This window comes from Ruegeria sp., assembly GCF_040830605.1.
In the GTDB taxonomy this organism is placed as follows: Bacteria; Pseudomonadota; Alphaproteobacteria; order Rhodobacterales; family Rhodobacteraceae; genus Ruegeria.
Map to the genome: position 1 here is coordinate 295,456 of NZ_JBFOMD010000001.1, position 18,563 is coordinate 314,018.

The following is an 18,563-nucleotide window of genomic DNA, read 5'->3' on the forward strand; positions in this document are numbered from 1 at the left end:
CCTCAGGTGATCTTGCGCAGAAGCCGCACCAGACTGCGCTGCTCCGAGACGCTGAGCGGCGCCAGCGTGTCGGCGGTGATCGTATGCCCCGCCTCAAGCATCCGCGCCAGCAGAGCCTCTCCGGCGGGTGAGAGCGAAATCAGCGTGCGGCGCTTGTCGTCAGGGTCCGGTTCGCTGATCGTCAGCCCCTTGTCGCGCAGCCGGTCGACCACCCCCTTGATGGTCGCCACATCCATCGCCGCAAGCCGCCCCAAGCGGTTCTGCGAACACTTGCCCTGCTCGGAAATCCGCACCATGGCGGCGAATTGCGTGGCCGTCAGCCCCTCAAGCGTATGGGCCTGAAAGATCGCGGCATGCCGCTGACTGGCCAGCCGCAAAAGATACCCCACCTGATCGTCCAGAACATAAGTCGCGCTGTTGTCGGTCATTCTCTGTTCCTCGGTCAAACCGCAAGATAGGCGTTCGAAACTTCGGGCTTGGCGTCAAGATCGGCAAAGCTGCCCTCGTACCGCATGGCGCCCTTTTCGATGATATACGCCCGATCTGAGACGGCGCGGGCAAAATGCAGGTTCTGCTCGGACAAGAGCACCGACAACCCCTCGCGTTTCAACTCGGCGATAACCTGCGCCATCTGCTCGACAATCACCGGTGCGATCCCTTCCGAGGGTTCGTCCAGCAGCACCAGTTTCGGATTGCCCATCAGGGTGCGGGCAATGCTCAGCATCTGCTGCTCGCCGCCCGAAAGCTGCTTGCCCAGATTGCGGCGGCGCTCGCGCAGGTTAGGGAACAGCTCATAAAGATGCTCCAGCGTCCATTCCGGCGCATCCGGGCGCGGGGCGCGGCGTCCGACCTCCAAGTTCTCTTCGACCGTCAGATCGCCGAACACCCGCCGATCCTCGGGCACGTAGCCAAAACCGGCGCGGCAGATGACGTGTGAGGGCTTGCCCAAAATCTCCTGCCCGTCATAGGTGACACGCCCGTCGATCTGCTGCACCAGCCCCATGATCGACTTGATCGTGGTGGATTTACCCGCGCCGTTACGGCCCAGCAGCGCCACCACCTCGTTCTCGCCAAGGCTCAGCGCCACGCCGTTCAAGATCTGCGCGCGGCCATAGCGGGCGTTCAGGCCGGTGACCTCAAGCATGGGCGCCCTCCTGCGCAAAGGCCGTGCCGCCGCCCAGATAGACCTCTTGCACCAGCGGGTTGGCGCGGATTTCGGCGCCGTTGCCCTCGGCGATCAACTCGCCCCGGTTCAGCACCAGAATACGGTGGGCATGGGCAAAGACCACGTCCATGTCGTGTTCGGTGAACACCACGCTGACACCACCTTTGGCCACGATCTCGGCGGTCAGCGCCATCAGCGCGATGCGTTCCGAGGGTGCCATCCCGGCGGTGGGCTCGTCCATCAGCAAGAGCGCGGGCTCATGCGCCAGCGCGATGGCCAGTTCCAGCCGTTTCAGGTCGCCATAGGCCAGTTCCGAACAGGCTCGCCGCGCCTGATCCTGCATCGACACCAGCTCCAGCAGCGCCATCGCCTGATCGACATAGAGCCGTGTGGCGAGCGAGAACAGGTCGAACACCCGGTGATGATGCGAGATCAGCGCCATCTGCACATTCTCCAGCACCGTCATCGACAGAAAGGTCGCCGTGATCTGAAAGGTTCGCCCGACCCCCAATCGCCAGATCTTGCGCGGCGGGCGCCCGATTAGCTCGGCCCCGCGCAGCCGGACCGAACCTGCATCCGGCCTCAGATACCCGTTGAGCATGTTGAAACAGGTGGTCTTGCCCGCGCCGTTGGGACCGATCAGGGCCAGGAACTCACCCTCGTTCAGATCGAAATCCACGCCCCTAACCGCATGTACGCCATCAAAGCTCTTGGACAGGCCCCGCACCTCCAGAACATGGATCACGCGGCACCTCCTTTCACGGCGCGCAACAGGCGCCGGACCCCGCCCGCGATGCCGTCAGGCGCCAGCAGCACGACGATCAGGATGATGGCGCCGAAGATGAACCGCCAGTAATCCAGCCGCGTCACCCAGTCCTCGATCATCACAAAGGCGACCGCGCCAAAGATCGGCCCGGCCAGCGCGTGGATGCCGCCCAGAAGCACCATGATCAGCCCGTCGATGCTCTGCGCGATGCCGAGGCTGTCGGGAAAGACGCTGCCCTTGGAAAAGGCAAAGACTACACCGGCGAGACCGGCGAACCCTCCGGCAAGTGCAAAGCCCATCCATTGGTGCAGGTTGGTGTTGATGCCGATCGCCTCGGCCCGGGTCTGACTGTCGCGGATGCCGCGCAGGGTGTAGCCAAAGGGCGAATGCGCCGCGCGGCGCAGGAACCAGATGCCTCCGATGCAAAGCACGAAGGCCACGTAGAAATAGACCTGATCCGAACTTGCCCATTTCGCGGGCCACACTCCAAGGATGCCATCATCCCCGCCGGTGAAGTCCTGCCACTGAAAGGTGACGCCCCAGAGGATTTGTGCCGCTGCCAGGGTCAGCATGGCCAGATACACGCCTGACAGTCGGACGCAGAACCAGCCGAAGAAGATCGCCGCCATCGCCGCGCAGACGGGGCCGAAGACCATTGCCGGAAGCATACCGAAGCCGAAGAATTTCACGGCCATCGCCGCCCCATAGGCGCCGACGCCGAAATAAGCGGCGTGGCCGAAACTCACCATGCCACCGATGCCCATCATGAAATGCAGCGATACGGCAAAGAGCGTGGCGACCATCACATCGACCAGAAGGATCATGGTGAAATCTGCGGCGACCGCCGGGCTCAGCGCCAGCATTGCGACAGCGGTGGCCATCACCATGGCCGAACGCTGGCTCACCAGCGCCAGAGGCTGGTCCGGTTCCTCCGGCGACCCATGCTCGCTGCCCGGCTTGCCGAACAGACCATAGGGACGCACGATCAGCACCACCGCCATGACGACAAAGGGCAGGACGATGGAGATTTGCGGAAAGACCAGAATGGCAAAGGCGTTCAGGACCGAGATCAGGACGGCAGCCACGAAGGCGCCCGAGACGCTGCCCATGCCGCCGATCACCACAACAACGAAGGCCTCGCCGATGATCGAGAGGTCCATCTGCAGCGACACCGCCTCGCGCGGGATCTGCAGCGCGCCGCCGAGACCGGCAAGGAACGCGCCCAGCACAAAGGCGGCAGAGAACAGCCAGGCTTGATTGACGCCAAGCGCCCCCACCATCTCGCGGTCTTGTGTGGCGGCGCGAACCAGCACGCCCCAGCGGGTGCGGTGGAACAGCAGCCAGATCGCCAGCAGAACGGCGGGGCCGATGGCGATCAGGGCAAGGTCATATTCTGGGATCGGCTCGCCCATGATCCGCACCGCGCGGTCGAGGCCCGGTGCGCGCGGACCCAGCAGGTCCTCGGCCCCCCAGATCGCCAGCGTGGCATCTTGCACGATCAGCACGACGCCGAAGGTGGCGACCAGCTGGAACAGTTCCGGTGCCTTGTAGATGCGGCGCAGGATGGTCAACTCGATCACCAGCCCCAGCAGACCCACGGCAACGGCGGCAAGGATCACGCCGCCCCAGAAACCCAGCACGCTGCCGCTCCACATCGTCACCAACGTGTAGGCCAGATAGGCGCCCACCATGTAGAACGAGCCATGGGCGAAATTCACGATCCGGGTAACGCCGAAGATGATCGACAGCCCGGACGCGATCAGAAACAGGGACGAGGCGTTGGCCAGCCCGGTCAGCAACTGCGCGAAATAAAAGCCCATTCGGTCTTGGTCCCCGTTTCATGTGTCCGGCGGCGGGGCTCTGTGCGCCCCGCCGCAGGGGCTTTATTCCGCAGGCCGCATCCCGGCGGCTTCTTCCTCAGACGGCAGATAATCCGCGCCATCGGCGTATGACCAGTCCACCATCACCGGATTGCCATCGACCAGCCCGGTCTTGCCCACATAGGCGCCCATGGTCGACTGGTGGTCGGCGGCGCGGAAGGTGAAGGGGCCGGTCGGGCTGCTCTCGACGGTCAAACCCTCCATAGCGGCTAGCAGCGCCTCGGTATCGGTTGAGCCCGCTTTTTCCAGCGCGGCAGCGATGGCCAGCACCGAATTGTAGCCCACGATCGAGCCGGTCTTGGGCTCTTCCCCGAACTTCTCGATATAGGCGTCGGCAAAGGCTTTGTGCTCGTCGGTGGTGATATCGGTGGCCGGGTAGCCGGTGACGATCCAGCCTTCGGGCGCCTCGCCCGCCAGCGGTTGCAGATACTCTGGCTCACCGGTCAGCAGCGAGACGACATCGCGATCCTCGAACAGGAACCGCAGCGAGCCTTCGCGGACGAACTTCGCCAGATCGCCGCCAAAGGTCACGTTGAAGATCGCGTCGGGCTTCGAGGCCTCAAGCGCCCGCACGGTGCTGCCCGCGTCGATCTTGAAGACCGGAGGCCATTGTTCCTCGACAAATTCCACGTCCGGGCGCAGCTTGCTGAGTTCGCGCTTGAAGGCGGCCACGGCGTCCTGCCCGTAGGCATAGTTCGGCGCCACGGTGGCCCATTTCACCGCATCCAGCTTGGCGGCCTCTTCAGCCAGCATCGCGGCCTGCATGTGGGTCGAGGGGCGCAGGCGGTAGGTATACTTGTTGCCCTTGGACCAGACGATGGCATCCGACAGCGGTTCCGAGGCCAGAAACAGCACCTCTTTCTGCTTGGCGAAGTCCGAGACCGCCAGGCCGATATTCGACAGGAAGGTACCGAAGATCAGCACCGCGCCTTCTTTCGAGACCAGCTCCTCGGCAATCCGGATCGCGGTGGCCGGGTCGCCGGTATCGTCGCGGCTGATCACCTCAAGCTGCTTGCCACTCACGCCACCTGCCGCGTTGATCTGTTCGACCGCCAGTTGCCAGCCTTTTTTGTAGGGCTCGGTGAAGGCTGGGAGGCGAGTGTAGCTGTTTACTTCGCCCAGCACGATGGTGTCCGCCGCGTGTGCCTGCGGGGCCAGTGCCGCAAGGGGCAGGGCGGCAAGTGCACCCAGCACGGTGCGTCTGATCAGGGTCATGTCATGTCCTCCTGTTGATCTTGTTTCGCGGCCAGTTGTGCCCGGCTTCTGCGTGGTTGTCAGTGCCAAAGTGACGTTGGGTCATGCGATTAGCGCAAACCGTCCTTCCCCTCGGCCTCATTCGCCGTCAGCCCGCCGACGCGGGGCAGGGGGCGGCCGCTGTCGGTGACGGCCACGGCGACCATGATTTCACCCGCGCGCGGGGCGTCGTTCAGGCGGACCTCGATGCCGTCGAAATGGCTGCGGACATAAGCCGCGTCCTTGTGGCCCAGCGGTACGTCCAGTACCTGTCCGGGGCTACCCATCTTCTTGGACGACGGCACCAGTGCCGCGCCCTTCTCGACCTCCTTGCGCAGCGGTGCGCCAAGCTTGGGATGCAGGATAGCGGCGGCGTGTTCCAGCTCGCCATTCTCGCCCACCATCGCGGATTTCCCATAACTTTCAGCCTGTTCCGGGGCGATGCCCAGTGCCTCGACACAGCGGCGGCCCAGCAGGGCGCCCAGCTCGGCGCCGGTTTCCATCAACTCGGACAGGTCCTCGACATAACGTCCGGCGCACGGGTTTTCGATCACCGCCACCGCGACGGCCTTGCGGGTGGGCGGGGCGATGTCGCGGCCTGCCTCGATATAGGTTTCCTCGACATTCACGGCGATCTTGCGAATCTTGGTCATCTCAGTCCGTCCTCTCCCTCGATCTGCCAGGCCTCGAGCCCGCCGGAGCGGGAATGGATGCGCGGGCCGGTCGTCATCACCAGTGCGAAGGCGAGTTCGTCTGCACGCGGGGCGTCGTTGCAGCCGACCTCCATACTGTCGAAGTGGCTGCGCACATAGGCGGCGTTGATATGGGTGATCGGCACGTCGAGGCGCGCGCCTAACCCGCTGACTTTCTTGGAAGAAGGCACGATTGCATTGGCCTTGCCCAGAAGCTGGCGCATGGCGTATCCGCCCGGTGCGTGCCACAGCGCGCCATGTTCCAGCTCCCCACCCTCGCCGATCAGAGAGCCTTTGCCGTAGCCTTCAACGGTCTCAGGCCCACCCAGCATGTCGAGCAGCTTTTGCGCCATTTGCAGGCCGAGGGGCTTGAGGTCTTCCATAAACGATTGAATTTCAGTCACATAACTCCCGGCGAACGGGTTGGATATGATGGCCAGAACCGAGGCGCGGCGCAGGGGAGTGTCAGAGACGGGGCCGCCCTCGTGGTAGATTTCTTCGAGCGAGGAGACCGTTTTTCGCAGCACGACATCAGGCATGTTCGGCGACCTCGGCTCGGCTCGGGGCGATCACATCGAGGCCTCCTGCTTGGCAGGACCTGCCGCGCAAGCTCAGGTGCGCGGCGCGTATTATGTTCGTTTTGTACATGTCCTGGGCCACCCTATGTCCGTTTTGTACAGCCCGCCAAACCTCGTTTTCGGTCAGATCGCCGCACTGGACCACGACCAGCCGACTGCCCAGATCGCTGTCGTCGCGCAGCTCGCGGGCCGCGACGCGCCGGATTGCCGGATGGCCGGGCAGGTCCACCGCGTTGGCGATGAGCGTTGCGGCCACATCCGCTGCTGCCGCGTTGCGGGCGAGAACCGTGACGCTGTCGGCGATGCCGAGGCTGAGGCTGCGCCCGCCGAGGCCCGAGGTGGCGAGACCTCCGATCCCGTCCGAGGTGTGGAGGGTGATGCGGCCAAGGTCCCTACCGCCGAGACCGCGCATCGCCATCGAGAATGTCTCGTCTCCGGTCAGATGAATGGCGATGTCGCCGCCGTTGTTCACATAGGCGCGGCGTAGTGGCGCGGCCTGCGTCATGGCATCCAGCACCTCATCGGCGACGGCACCTGCGACGGCGGCCATTCGGGTGACGAAACTGGCGGCATGGGGGCGGGCGGCCCGGTCCATCCGGCGCGCGACGCGGCCTGTCGGTTCCGGCGCGTCCGGTGTCATCGGCGTGCGCAGCGTTTGCAACTCGTCAACCAGTTCCTGCAGGATGGTGTCGAACCGGGCGCGGGCGGCCTCGAAAGCGCGGGCGCGCCTGCCATCTGCCCCGATAACCAGGTCGATCGGCCCGTGCTGCAGATGCAGCCGGGTCCCGCAGGGCAATATGGCGGCCACCGGTCCCATATCACCTGGCCCAGCGATAGTTCTTGCGGTTCATCGGGTCGGACTTCGTGTCCTCGGGCGTCACCTTGCGGTCGCTGTCCGAGACCACCTGTGCGACCGGAGTGATCTGGTCCATATGCCCGCCGAGCGCCTGATAGTCGCTGACCCGCATGGTGAACTCGATGGGGGCGACCAGCGCAGGGGTGGGGACGTATCCGAAGGATTGCGTGGGCATGTCCAGCACATCCACCATCACCGTGATGCCGCCGCCGGGCCAGACATAGCTGTCGGCGCCGCCGCAGGAGACATAGGCCAGCGAGTCCTTGACCGACCGGGTCAGACGCACCGGGTTCTCGGTCACGCCCGCGCGCAGCGAGCCGCCCGCGCCGCCCATGAACAGGACCGAACAGACCGAGGGCTCGCAATTTTCGGCGATCAGGTCGGCGGAGGCCTTGAGCGCTTGCGGAGTTTCCACCGGTTGTGGGGTCAGGTCGGCGTCCAGTTCGAAATAGGCATATTGCTCACCCGTGGTCGAGACCATCAGCAGGCGCAGACCGGGCCAGGCGACCTCGGGTTTGAACGTGTTCAGGATCACCAGCGGGTCGGTGATGTCGGTGCCGCCCCAGCCGGTGCCGGGTTCGGCCACCTGAAAATAGCGCCCCGGGGTCGAGCGGCGGCCCTTGATGCGGATGCCGGTGGGCGGCACGTCCAGCATCTTGCCCGCTTGATGCTCACTGAGCACACCGGTGATGTGATCGTCGACCACCACCACCTCGTCCGCATGGCCCATCCACTGCTTGGCGAACATGCCGATGGCGGCAGAACCGCAGCCGACGCGCATCAGCTTTTCCTCGATCCCGTTGATGATGGGGGCCTGGCCCGCCTGCACGATCACGGTCGTCTCGTGGCCGGGCTCGCCGATTACCATCTCGACCGCCTCGCGGTTGCAGAGCCGGAGCAGCGCGTCGCATGTCACGCGGCCTTCTTTCTTGGAACCGCCCGTAAGATGCTCGACCCCGCCGAGCGACAGCATCTTGGAGCCGTATTCCGAGGTCATCACGTGGCCGATGGGTTCGCGCTGCACCCGCACTACATCGCGCTCGTGGCCGATATGGCGGTCGGTGTCGATCTTCACCTTGACCCCGCAATAGGAGAAGATGCCTTCGGTCACCACGGTGACCATGTCGACGCCCGCGACCTGTTGGCTGACGATGAAGGGGGCCGGTTTGTAGTCGGGATAGGTGGTGCCGGCACCCACGGCGGTGACGAAGGGGCGGCTGCCTTGCAGGATGTCGCCATCCCATTCGTCGGGGCGGGCGTCCTTCATGAAGGGCACCAGTTTCTGGTCGGTGTGTTCGATCACCGTCAGCGCGTCGAGTCGGACAAGTTCGCCACCGTGATTGGCGTAGCGATCGCAGGCGCCCGAGCGGCCTTCGGCGATGTAGCAGAGCACCGGGCAGGCGTCGCAGCGGATCTTTTCCGGTTTCATGCGCTCAGCGGTCATGGCTTTGCTCTCGGATGGCGGCCCGCAGGCGCGCGGGCGTGGCGGGAACCTTGGTGATCTGTACGCCGCAGGCATCGCGGATGGCGTTGAGCAGCGCCGGGGCGGTTGGGATCAGCGCGTGTTCGCCCAGCCCCTTGGCGCCATAGGGGCCGTGGGCGTCCGGTTCCTCGATAATGATGGTGTCGATGGGCGGGATGTCCCCGATGGTGGGGATCAGGTAGTCATGCAGATTTTCGGTGGTGCCGGGGAGATATTCCTCCATCAGTGCCATGCCGAGGCCTTGGGCGATGCCGCCTTCGACCTGGCCCTCGACCAGCAGCGGATTGATGGCGCGGCCGACGTCATGGGCGGCGGTGAAGCGGAGCGGTTTGACGGTACCGAGCCGTGTGTCGACCTCGATCACCGCCAGATGCGCGGCATAGCCGAACTGGGCGTAGGGAATGCCCTGTCCGTTTTCGTCGAGCGGTCTGGTGGGCGGGTCATAGGTTTCCTCGGCGCGCAGGACGTAGCCTTCGGCGTCCGGGGGCAGGGCGGTGAGGTCGATGTCGTGGGTGTCGCCCCGGTCGGTGATGCGGATCGTGCCGGTGTGGATCTCCAGTTGCGCCTCGGCGCTGGCGTTGACGCGGGAGAGGATCTGCGCCCGGAGCGCTTCGCCCGAAAGCCGCGCGGCGTTGCCCGAGACATAGGTCTGGCGCGAGGCCGAGGTCTTGCCGCCGTCCGGGGTGACGTCGGTGTCGGGGCCGATCAGGTGCAGGCTGTCCACGGGCACCCCGAGTGCGGTGGCGAATATCTGGGCGATGACGGTGTTGGCGCCCTGGCCGATATCCATGGCGCCCTGGTGCAGCATGACGGTGCCGTCGGCGCGGATGCCGGATTTGATGGTCGAGGGATTGGGCAGCGAGGTGTTGCCGCAGCCGTACCAGCCCGCCGCCACGCCGACACCGCGTTTGAGCGTGTTGTTCTGTGTGTTGAACGCGGCGGCGGCGGTGCGTTCGGTGTCCCAGGCGGGGCGCAGCGCCTCGAGGCAGGCGCGGATGCCGACGCCCTGGTCGAACACCTGCCCGCACACGGTCGGGGTGCCGTTTTCCAGCGCGTTGCGGATGCGGAACTCCAGCCGGTCGATGCCCAGCGTGTCGGCCAGTTCGTCGAACAGGCATTCCTGCGCGATGGCCGCCTGCGGCACGCCGAAGCCGCGGAAGGCGCCGGCGGGCGGGTTGTGGGTGTGGATGCCTTTGGCCTCGGAGCGATAATCAGCCACGCGATAGGGGCCGGAGGCGTGGACGGGCACGCGGTTGGCCACGGTCGGCCCCCAGCTGGAATAGGCGCCGGTGTTGAAGAGGCCGTCGAAGGTGAACCCGCTGAGCCGCCCGTCCCGGGTTGCGCCGATGCGAAGGTGGAGGTCGGAGGGGTGGCGCTTGGTGGTGGCCTGCATCGACTCGGTGCGGGAATAGGTCAGGCGGACCGGCTTGCCGGTCTTGAGCGTGGCCAGCGCCAGATAGGGCTGCACCGACAGATCGAGCTTGGCGCCGAAGCCGCCGCCCACCGCCGTGGGGATGATGCGGACCTGAGAGCGGTCCGTCCCGAGGATATCGGCGAGTGATTCCTGGTCCATTACCGGGGCCTGGGTGCAGGCATGGACCTCGACCCGCCCGTCGGCCATTTGGGCGAAACCTGCCTCGGGCTCGATATAGGCGTGTTCGACGAAACCGCTGCGGTAGTGGCCTTCGACCACCGTATCCGCCTGTGCCAGTGCGGCCTCGGGATCGCCGCATTGCACCAGCCCGGCGCACATCAGGTTACCTTCGCGCCCGTCGTGCAGGAGGGGGGCTTCGGGGGCCATGGCCTCGTGGACATCGTCGACCGGTGGGCGTTCGTCCCATGTGACCGGGAACCGGGCCGGGTCGAGGGTGGCCAACGCTTCGGGGGTGCCAACGACGGCGGCGACCGGGTCGCCGCGGAACCACGCCTCGGTCTCGGCGAAGACCGGCTGGTCGATGAAGTCGGGGATGGTGCCGAACAGGTTGCGGCCCGGTATGTCGGCGGCGGTCAGGACGGTTTCGATGCCGTCGGTGGCGGCGACATAGGCGTCGAGACCGCCGAGTGTGAACCCGGCGCGGGGGTAGGGCGAGCGGATCAGCCGAACCTCCAGCGTTCTGGCAGGGGCGACGTCGTCGCCGTAAAGCTCATTCCCTGCGACCTTGGCCAGCCCGTCCAGACGCGGGATGGCGGCGCCGACCTCTCCGGTGGGGGGAGGCGGCGGAGTGGTTCCCACCTCCATCACCGCGCGGATGATCTTGCGGTATCCGGTGCAGCGGCAGAGCACGCCTCCGAGGGCGTCCTTGACCGCGAGCTCGTCTGGGTCAGGCGTGCGGCGCAGGAGGGCCAGTGCGGCGACCATCATGCCCGGTGTGCAGATCCCGCATTGCGCCGCCCCGTGGGCCTGAAAGCTGTCGGCCAGTTGCTGCATCAGGGGATCGTTCTGCATGAACCCGGCCAGGGTTTCGACCGCGCGTCCCTCGGCCTGATGCGCGGGCATCAGGCAGGCGCAGACCGGATCGCCATCGACCAGCACGGTGCAGGCGCCGCAATCACCGGCATTGCAGCCAATCTTGACGTCGCGCGCCCCGAGCCGTTCGCGCAGGGTTTCGGAGAGGCGTTCGCCCACGCGGGGGCGGGGGCTGACGGGGTGGCCGTTCAGCGAGAAGCCGACAGTGTCGTTTTCAACCCGCCAGTCCATCAGACCCTCCCGCCGTTTTGATGGCCCGCTGGCATTGCTCGGCCACCGCGTCCAGCCGGTAGGCACCGCTGGCCCGCACATCGTCGATCGGGCTGAGCGGATGAAGATGGTTCGGGGTCACGACCGCCGCGTCGGGTGTCATCCCGATCAGCTCGGCCTCCAAGTGGTGCAGGCGCTGGGCGGTTGCCGAGCAGGCGCCGACCGCCACCCGGGCGTGCGCGATCCGCCCGGTATCGTCCAGCGCGATCAGAGCCGCCGTCATCGTGATCGAGATCACCAGATATCGCCGCGCGCCCAGCTTTTCGAAGCTGCCGACCGCCCCGGCGGGCGGTTCGGGCAGCACGAGCGCGGTCACCATCTCATCCCCGGTCAGAGCGGTGCGGCGCACGCCGGTGATGAAATCGGTCAGGGGCAGGGTGCGCAGACCGTTGGCCGAGGCGACCTCGACCTGCGCCCCGAGCGTCAGGAGCGGCGGCACCCCGTCGGCAGCGGGCGAGGCGTTGCACAGGTTGCCCGCCACGGTTCCGGCGTTCTGGATCTGGATGCCACCCACCTCGCGCGCGGCGGCCTGAAGCCCGGCAAAGGCGCGGGGCAGATCGGCCTGGGCAATATCGCTCCACCGGGTTGCGGCGCCGATGCGCCAGCCGGTGTCGTTGCGGGTGATACCGCTCAGCCCGGCGATGCGGGTGACGTCCAGCAGGTCGGTCTGAGGTGCGCCGTCCCTGCGCGAGGGGTAGAAATCGGTGCCTCCGGCGACGATCCGGACCTGACCCGCGGACAGGCGGTCCAGTGCTTCGTCCAACTCGGTCGGCGCGAAATAGTGCAAACGTCCGATCTCCCCCCGAAGGTCAATCTCGTTAGTATGCGAATGATATTGAGCGAATCGCATTTCTGTCAACGGCGGGCTTCGCCGCCCTGCGGCAACAGGGGTTTCGTCCGGTGCCGCCATCGCTATTGTAAGGCCGGACCCGGCCCGAGGACTACCCAAGTGATCGAACTGCGTGACCTGCAACTGCTCAGCGCCCTGGCGCGGCATCGCCATTTCGCCAAGGCGGCCGAGGAATGCGGGATTTCGCAGCCTGCGTTCTCGATGCGCATCCGCAATCTGGAGGATCGGCTGGGCCTGTCCATCGTGCGCCGCGCTAACCGGTTTCAGGGCCTGACCGAAGAGGGCGAGATGATCGTGCGACGCGCCCGCCGCATTCTGGGCGACACCAAGGCGCTGGAGCAGGAGGTCGCGTCGATCCGGGGCGAGATCTCCGGCGCGCTTATCCTCGGGGTGATCCCGACGGCGCTGGCCTTTACCGGGCGGCTGGTGCGCCGGTTGCATCAGGCGCATCCCAAGATCGTGGCGCGGATCGATTCGATGTCCTCGACCGCGATCCAGCAGGGTCTGGACGATGGCAGGATCGACGCGGGCATCACCTATGGCGACAGTATCGGCACCGATCTGCGGCATGTGCAGCCGCTGTATGAAGAGAGCTACGTCCTGCTGGTGCCGTCGCATATGACCGACGAGACCGGCCCGATTCCCTGGGCCCGGGTGGCCGAGTTTCCGCTGTGCCTGCTGGAGCCGCAGATGCAGAACCGCCGCATTCTGGACCGTATCTTTGCCGAGCTGGGCCTGCATCCGCGCGTGGTGGCCGAGACCAGCGGGTTTACCGCCGCCATGGTGATGGCGCGCGAGGGGCTGGCCGCGGCGGTGGTGCCGCGCGTGCTGATCCGAGCGCTGGGCGATCCGGCGGGGACGACGGTGTTGCCGCTGGTCGAGCCGGAGGTGTCGAAACCGATCTGTCTGGCGACCCTGGATCGCGATCCGGAGCTGCCGACAGTGGCGGCGTTGCGGCGTGTGGTATCCTCTTTAAGGTGATAATTTGTCGTTATCGTGCGATTGAGTTTTGCGATTTGACGATATGATGAGCTGATGAGAGACGGGGATCTCAATCGGAGGGCATCATGGCACCATTGGATACCAAGCCATCAGGCGCGCCAAAGGGCGTCTGGAAGTCAGGTAAAGGCAAGGGGCGGCGCACGCCCAAGGGCCGTCAGTTCACGGATGAGGCGCAGGCCGAAGTGCAGCGTCTGCTGGGCGACCGTCCGCGCCGGCGCGACCTGCTGATCGAGTTCCTGCACCTGATTCAGGATGCCCATGGCCATATCAGCGCCGATCACATCGCCGCGCTGGCGGTCGAGATGCGGATCGGGCAGGCCGAGATCTATGAGACCGCCACCTTCTATGCCCATTTCGACGTGGTGAAAGAGGATGAGGTGCCGCCGCCCGCGCTGACCATCCGGGTCTGTGATTCCCTGTCGTGTGAGATGGCCGGTGCCCAGCAGTTGAAAAAGGCGCTGGAAGAGGGGCTGGATGCCTCACAAGTGCGTGTGCTGCGGGCGCCCTGCATGGGCCGGTGCGACACCGCGCCGGTGCTGGAGATCGGGCACAATCATATCGACCATGCGACCCCGGAAAAGGTCGATGCCGCCATCGCGGTGGGGGACACCCATGCGCATCTGCCCGAGTATGAGGATTTTGCCAGTTATTCCGCGGATGGCGGCTATGCCAAGCTGAGAGAGCTGCGCGAGGGCGGCGATTGGGAGCAGGTACAGGAACAGGTTCTGGCCTCGGGGCTGCGGGGGCTCGGCGGGGCCGGTTTCCCGTCGGGCAAGAAATGGGGCTTTGTCCGCATGAACGATGGTCCGCGCTATCTGGCCGTGAATGGTGACGAAGGCGAGCCGGGCACCTTCAAGGATCGCTACTATCTGGAACGCACGCCGCATGTCTTCCTAGAGGGCATGCTGATCGCCGCCTGGGCGGTCGAGGCCGAGACCTGCTTTATCTACATGCGCGACGAATACCCGGCGGTGCTGGAGATCCTGCGCCGTGAGATCGCAGCGCTGGAAGAGGCCGGTATCGTCGCCAATGGCTATATCGACCTGCGCCGGGGGGCCGGTGCCTATATCTGCGGCGAAGAAAGCGCGATGATCGAGTCGATCGAGGGCAAGAAGGGCCTGCCGCGTCACCGTCCTCCGTTTGTGGCGCAGGTGGGGGTCTTTGATCGCCCGACGCTCGTGCACAATGTCGAGACGCTCCATTGGGTCGCCAAGGTGTGCCGGGAGGGCCCGGGGGTTCTGAATTCCGTTCAAAAGAACGGCCGCACCGGTCTGCGCAGCTATTCGGTCTCGGGCCGGGTGGCGAAGCCGGGGGTCTACCTGCTGCCCGCAGGCTCGACCATTCTGGATGTGATCGAGGCCGCCGGAGGGATGGCCGAGGGTCATGCGTTCAAGGCGTATCAGCCGGGCGGGCCGTCGTCGGGTCTTCTCCCTGCTTCGATCGACGACGTCCCGCTCGACTTTGACACGTTGCAGCCGCTGGGCACGTTTATCGGCTCCGCCGCCGTGGTGGTTCTGTCCGATCAGGACACCGCCCGCGATGCGGCGCTGAACATGCTGCGGTTTTTCGAGGACGAAAGCTGTGGCCAGTGTACGCCCTGCCGGGCGGGGTGTGAAAAGGCGGTCAAGCTGATGGAGGCCGAGCGCTGGGATCAGGACCTGCTGGAGGATCTGTGTCAGGTCATGGGTGATGCCTCGATCTGCGGTCTGGGGCAGGCAGCGCCGAACCCGATCCGGCTGGTGATGAAGCATTTTGCGGAGGAGATCTGAGGATGCGCTTCGATCCGATCTCTAGCCCGGCGGGTACCGCCGGGCAGCGCCCGACCCGCCCCCATGGGGCGGGCGCTTCTCGCCCACCCCTCGGGCCGGGCGCCGCCCTCATTTTCACGTTCGCCACGGAGGTGCGCCATGCTTGATGCAAGCCCAACCAAGACCGTCACCTTCAGCTTGAACGGCGATGACGTCACCGTGCCCGAGGGCACCACGATCTGGGAAGCGGCCAATGGCCGGGGTCTGGTGATCCCGCATCTGTGTCACAAGCCTGCGCCGGGTTACACGCCCGATGGCAACTGCCGGGCCTGTATGGTCGAGGTCGAGGGTGAGCGCACGCTGGTCGCCTCGTGCATCCGCCCGGCGGTGGACGGGATGGTGGTCAAGACCGACACCGACCGCGCCGAGAAGTCGCGCGCGATGGTGATGGAACTGCTGGTGGCGGATCAGCCCGAGCAGCCGCATGACGCGTCGAGCCATTTCTGGGACATGGCCGGGATTAATAACGTCTCGGAGAGCCGATTCCCGGCGAAGGAGCCCGAGAAAATCCCGCTGCTGGATGACAGCCACGTGGCGATGCGCGTCAATCTGGATGCCTGCATCAACTGCAACCTCTGCGTCCGCGCCTGCCGTGATGTGCAGGTGAATGACGTGATCGGCATGGCCGGTCGCGGGCATACCGCGCAGGTGGTGTTCGATCAGAACGATCCGATGGGGGCCTCGAGCTGTGTCGCTTGCGGCGAATGTGTTCAGGCCTGTCCGACCGGTGCTCTGATGCCTGCCACGGTGCTTGACGATCGGCAACTTGGCGACAGCAAGGATTACGATTCCGAGACCGAGAGCGTCTGCCCGTTTTGCGGCGTGGGTTGCAAAGTCTCGCTGAAGGTCAAGGATGGCAAGGTGAAGTATGTCGAGGGCATCAACGGCCCCGCGAACGAAGGCCGCCTGTGCGTCAAGGGCCGGTTCGGTTTTGACTACATTCACCACCCGCATCGCCTGACCAAGCCGCTGATCCGGCGCGAGGATGCGCCTGAGAAGGGGTTGAACGTCGATCCGGGCGATCTGTCGACCCATTTCCGCGAAGCGACCTGGGAAGAGGCGATGGATCTGGCCGCCACCAAGCTCACGGCGCTGAGGGACGAAGACCCGCGCAGCGTTGCGGGCTTTGGCTCGGCCAAGTGCACCAACGAAGAAGCGTATCTGTTCCAGAAGTTCATCCGGCAGGGGTTCAAGCATAACAATGTCGACCACTGCACCCGCCTGTGCCATGCCTCTTCGGTGGCGGCGCTGATCGAGAATGTGGGTTCGGGCGCGGTGACCGCGACGTTCAACGAGATCGAAAACGCGGATGTGGCGATCATCATCGGGGCCAACCCGATCGAAAACCACCCGGTTGCGGCCACCTTCTTCAAGCAGTTCACCAAGCGCGGCGGCAAGCTGATCGTGATGGACCCGCGCGGCGTCGGCATGCGCAAATTCGCCACCGAGATGCTGCAGTTCCGGCCGGGTGCCGATGTCTCGATGCTGAACGCGATCATGAACGTGATCGTCGAGGAAGAGCTGTATGACAGCCAGTATATCCACCGCTGGACCGAGAACTGGGAGGCCGAGAAAGAGCACCTGCGCGCCTTCACGCCCGAGAAGATGTCCGAGATTTGCGGCATCGAACCGGATCAGCTGCGCCGCGTGGCCCGTATCTTTGCGAATGCCGAGGCCGGTCTGATCTTCTGGGGCATGGGCGTGTCGCAGCATATCCACGGCACTGACAATTCGCGCTGCCTGATCAGCCTTGCGCTGATGACCGGCAATGTCGGCAAACCGGGTGCGGGTCTGCATCCGCTGCGGGGGCAGAACAACGTGCAGGGCGCGTCCGATGCGGGCCTGATCCCGATGTTCCTGCCGGATTACAAATCGGTCACCGATGACGGTATTCGCGCTCAGTTCAACTCTGTCTGGGGGTCGGAGGATTTCTCGAACGAGAAAGGCCTGACCGTCACCGAGATCATCGACCAGATTTATGCCCGCAATATCAAGGGCATGTATATTCTTGGCGAAAACCCGGCGATGTCCGATCCGGATGTGGGTCACGCGCGTGAGGCGCTGGCCAAGCTGGATCTGATGATCGTTCAGGACATCTTCCTGACCGAGACGGCAAACTATGCCGACATCATCCTGCCGGCCTCGGCGCTCTATGAAAAGAACGGCACGGTGTCGAACACCAACCGTCAGGTGCAGCGGGTGCGGCCCGCGGTGGCACCTCCGGGCGAGGCGCGCGAGGATTGGGCGATCACGGTCGAGCTGGCGCAGCGGATCGGGCTGAACTGGGAGTACACGGATGTGTCCCAGGTCTTTGCCGAGATGAAGCTGACGATGGAATCGCTCGACAACATCACCTGGGAGCGGCTGGAGACCGAGACCATCACCTATCCGTCGCTGAGCGAGACCGATCCCGGTCAGGCGATCGTGTTCGGGGACGGGTTCCCGCGCGCGGGGGGGCGGGCGAAGTTCACGCCGGCCAGCGTGATCCCGCCGGATGAGGCGCCGGATGACGAGTATCCGATGATCGCCACCACGGGGCGTCAGCTGGAACATTGGCACACCGGGTCGATGACCCGCCGGTCCAACGTTCTGGATGCCGTCGAGCCGGAAGCGAACTGTTCGATGAACCCCCGGACGCTCAAGCTGATGGGGATCGAGCCTGGCGACATGGTGCGGCTGACCACGCGGCGGGGCTCGATCGAGATCATGGCGCGGGCCGACCGGGCGATTGCCGAGAATATGGTGTTTATCCCGTTCGCCTATGTCGAGGCGGCGGCGAATATCCTGACCAACCCGGCCATCGACCCCTATGGCAAGATCCCCGAGTTCAAGTTCTCGGCGATCCGGGTGGAAAAGGTCGAGGCCATCGCGGCAGAATAGACGCGCTGGCGATGAACGTTGTTGAGGCGGTCCCAATGGGGCCGCCTTTTTCTTTGGTGCCTCTGGACACCGCCTACGAGACGGGCAAGCTGACGGTGAACGACAGGAGGGAGCGATGACCCAGACCCCGCCCGGCGGCCATGACGGCCCTTATCCGGCACCCGTGGTGGTGCCCGGTTTCGACGTGAGGCCGGAGTGGATCGACTATAACGGCCACATGAATGTGGGCTATTACGGTGTCGCGTTCGATATGGCGTTCGAGGTGATGCTGACCGACCATCTGGGCATGGGCGGCGATATGGTCACGCATTCCGGGCAGGGGCCTTATATCCTGCAGTCGCACCTGCAGTTCCTGCGCGAGGTGCGGCAGGGCGAGCGGTTCAATTACCATATCCGGCTGCTCGATCACGATCACAAGCGGGGGCATTACTTTGCGCAGATGTTTGCGGAAGCGGACGGTGCGCTCTGTGCCACGCAGGAGGGGTTGTTCATGAATGTCAGCCACGATACCGGACGCTCGGCCCCGTATCCGGACTGGGCCGTGGCGCGGCTGGCGCGGATGCTGAAGGACCACAACGGGCTGGAGCCCGCGCCCCAGATCGGCCGCCCCATCGGCATCCGCCGTTAGCCACC

At 65.2% G+C, this 18,563-nt stretch carries 15 protein-coding genes; 4 read left to right on the forward strand and 11 right to left on the reverse strand.

Annotated elements, in window-relative coordinates:
- Positions 1-2: 2 nt before the first annotated feature.
- The 11 genes from AB3N21_RS01370 to AB3N21_RS01420 all read right to left on the reverse strand — a co-directional run bounded on the left by AB3N21_RS01370 (position 3) and on the right by AB3N21_RS01420 (position 12,240).
- A complete protein-coding gene (locus tag AB3N21_RS01370; RefSeq protein ID WP_367933528.1) occupies positions 3-428 on the reverse strand; it encodes a MarR family winged helix-turn-helix transcriptional regulator in 426 nt (141 codons plus the stop codon).
- Positions 429-442: 14 nt separating this feature from the next.
- A complete protein-coding gene (locus AB3N21_RS01375) occupies positions 443-1,144 on the reverse strand; it encodes an ABC transporter ATP-binding protein (protein ID WP_367933529.1) in 702 nt (233 codons plus the stop codon).
- Positions 1,137-1,910 carry an ABC transporter ATP-binding protein gene (locus AB3N21_RS01380; RefSeq protein ID WP_367933530.1) on the reverse strand — a complete coding sequence of 258 codons (774 nt, stop codon included), beginning with the start codon at positions 1,908-1,910 and terminating at the stop codon, positions 1,137-1,139. Before AB3N21_RS01380 ends, AB3N21_RS01375 begins: the two co-directional genes overlap by 8 nt.
- A complete protein-coding gene (locus tag AB3N21_RS01385; protein WP_367933531.1) occupies positions 1,907-3,751 on the reverse strand; it encodes an ABC transporter permease in 1,845 nt (614 codons plus the stop codon). Before AB3N21_RS01385 ends, AB3N21_RS01380 begins: the two co-directional genes overlap by 4 nt.
- Before the next feature lie 63 nt (positions 3,752-3,814).
- Positions 3,815-5,026, reverse strand: a complete 1,212-nt coding sequence (locus AB3N21_RS01390) for an ABC transporter substrate-binding protein (RefSeq protein ID WP_367933532.1) — start codon at positions 5,024-5,026, stop codon at positions 3,815-3,817.
- Positions 5,027-5,115: 89 nt separating this feature from the next.
- Complete coding sequence (locus tag AB3N21_RS01395) at positions 5,116-5,697, reverse strand: amino acid synthesis family protein (RefSeq protein ID WP_367933533.1); 582 nt, start codon at positions 5,695-5,697, stop codon at positions 5,116-5,118.
- Complete coding sequence (locus AB3N21_RS01400) at positions 5,694-6,275, reverse strand: amino acid synthesis family protein (protein WP_367933534.1); 582 nt, start codon at positions 6,273-6,275, stop codon at positions 5,694-5,696. The genes AB3N21_RS01395 and AB3N21_RS01400 overlap by 4 nt, the downstream gene beginning before the upstream one ends.
- The gene (locus tag AB3N21_RS01405; RefSeq protein WP_367933535.1) at positions 6,268-7,131 is read right to left on the reverse strand and encodes a UPF0280 family protein; all 864 of its coding nucleotides are present in this window, start codon (positions 7,129-7,131) and stop codon (positions 6,268-6,270) included. The genes AB3N21_RS01400 and AB3N21_RS01405 overlap by 8 nt, the downstream gene beginning before the upstream one ends.
- A 1-nt stretch (position 7,132) precedes the next feature.
- Positions 7,133-8,614 (reverse strand): 6-hydroxynicotinate reductase, encoded by a 1,482-nt coding sequence (locus AB3N21_RS01410; RefSeq protein WP_367933536.1) that lies wholly within the window; start codon positions 8,612-8,614, stop codon positions 7,133-7,135.
- Positions 8,604-11,351: a molybdopterin-dependent oxidoreductase gene (locus AB3N21_RS01415; protein WP_367933537.1), complete on the reverse strand. Its 2,748-nt coding sequence runs from the start codon at positions 11,349-11,351 to the stop codon at positions 8,604-8,606. The genes AB3N21_RS01410 and AB3N21_RS01415 overlap by 11 nt, the downstream gene beginning before the upstream one ends.
- The gene (locus AB3N21_RS01420; protein ID WP_367933538.1) at positions 11,335-12,240 is read right to left on the reverse strand and encodes a xanthine dehydrogenase family protein subunit M; all 906 of its coding nucleotides are present in this window, start codon (positions 12,238-12,240) and stop codon (positions 11,335-11,337) included. Before AB3N21_RS01420 ends, AB3N21_RS01415 begins: the two co-directional genes overlap by 17 nt.
- Positions 12,241-12,339: 99 nt before the next feature.
- Here AB3N21_RS01420 and AB3N21_RS01425 point away from each other — a divergent pair, with 99 nt between their 5' ends.
- From AB3N21_RS01425 to AB3N21_RS01440, 4 genes are all read left to right on the forward strand, one after another.
- Positions 12,340-13,221: a LysR family transcriptional regulator gene (locus AB3N21_RS01425; RefSeq protein ID WP_367933539.1), complete on the forward strand. Its 882-nt coding sequence runs from the start codon at positions 12,340-12,342 to the stop codon at positions 13,219-13,221.
- A gap of 86 nt (positions 13,222-13,307) precedes the next feature.
- Positions 13,308-15,011 carry an NAD(P)H-dependent oxidoreductase subunit E gene (locus tag AB3N21_RS01430; protein WP_367933540.1) on the forward strand — a complete coding sequence of 568 codons (1,704 nt, stop codon included), beginning with the start codon at positions 13,308-13,310 and terminating at the stop codon, positions 15,009-15,011.
- A gap of 138 nt (positions 15,012-15,149) precedes the next feature.
- Entirely contained in the window at positions 15,150-17,930 is a 2,781-nt protein-coding gene (gene fdhF, locus AB3N21_RS01435; RefSeq protein WP_367933541.1) for a formate dehydrogenase subunit alpha, read from the forward strand.
- A 115-nt stretch (positions 17,931-18,045) separates the two neighbouring features.
- The gene (locus tag AB3N21_RS01440) at positions 18,046-18,558 is read left to right on the forward strand and encodes a thioesterase family protein (protein ID WP_367933542.1); all 513 of its coding nucleotides are present in this window, start codon (positions 18,046-18,048) and stop codon (positions 18,556-18,558) included.
- The last annotated feature ends 5 nt before the right edge of the window (positions 18,559-18,563 follow it).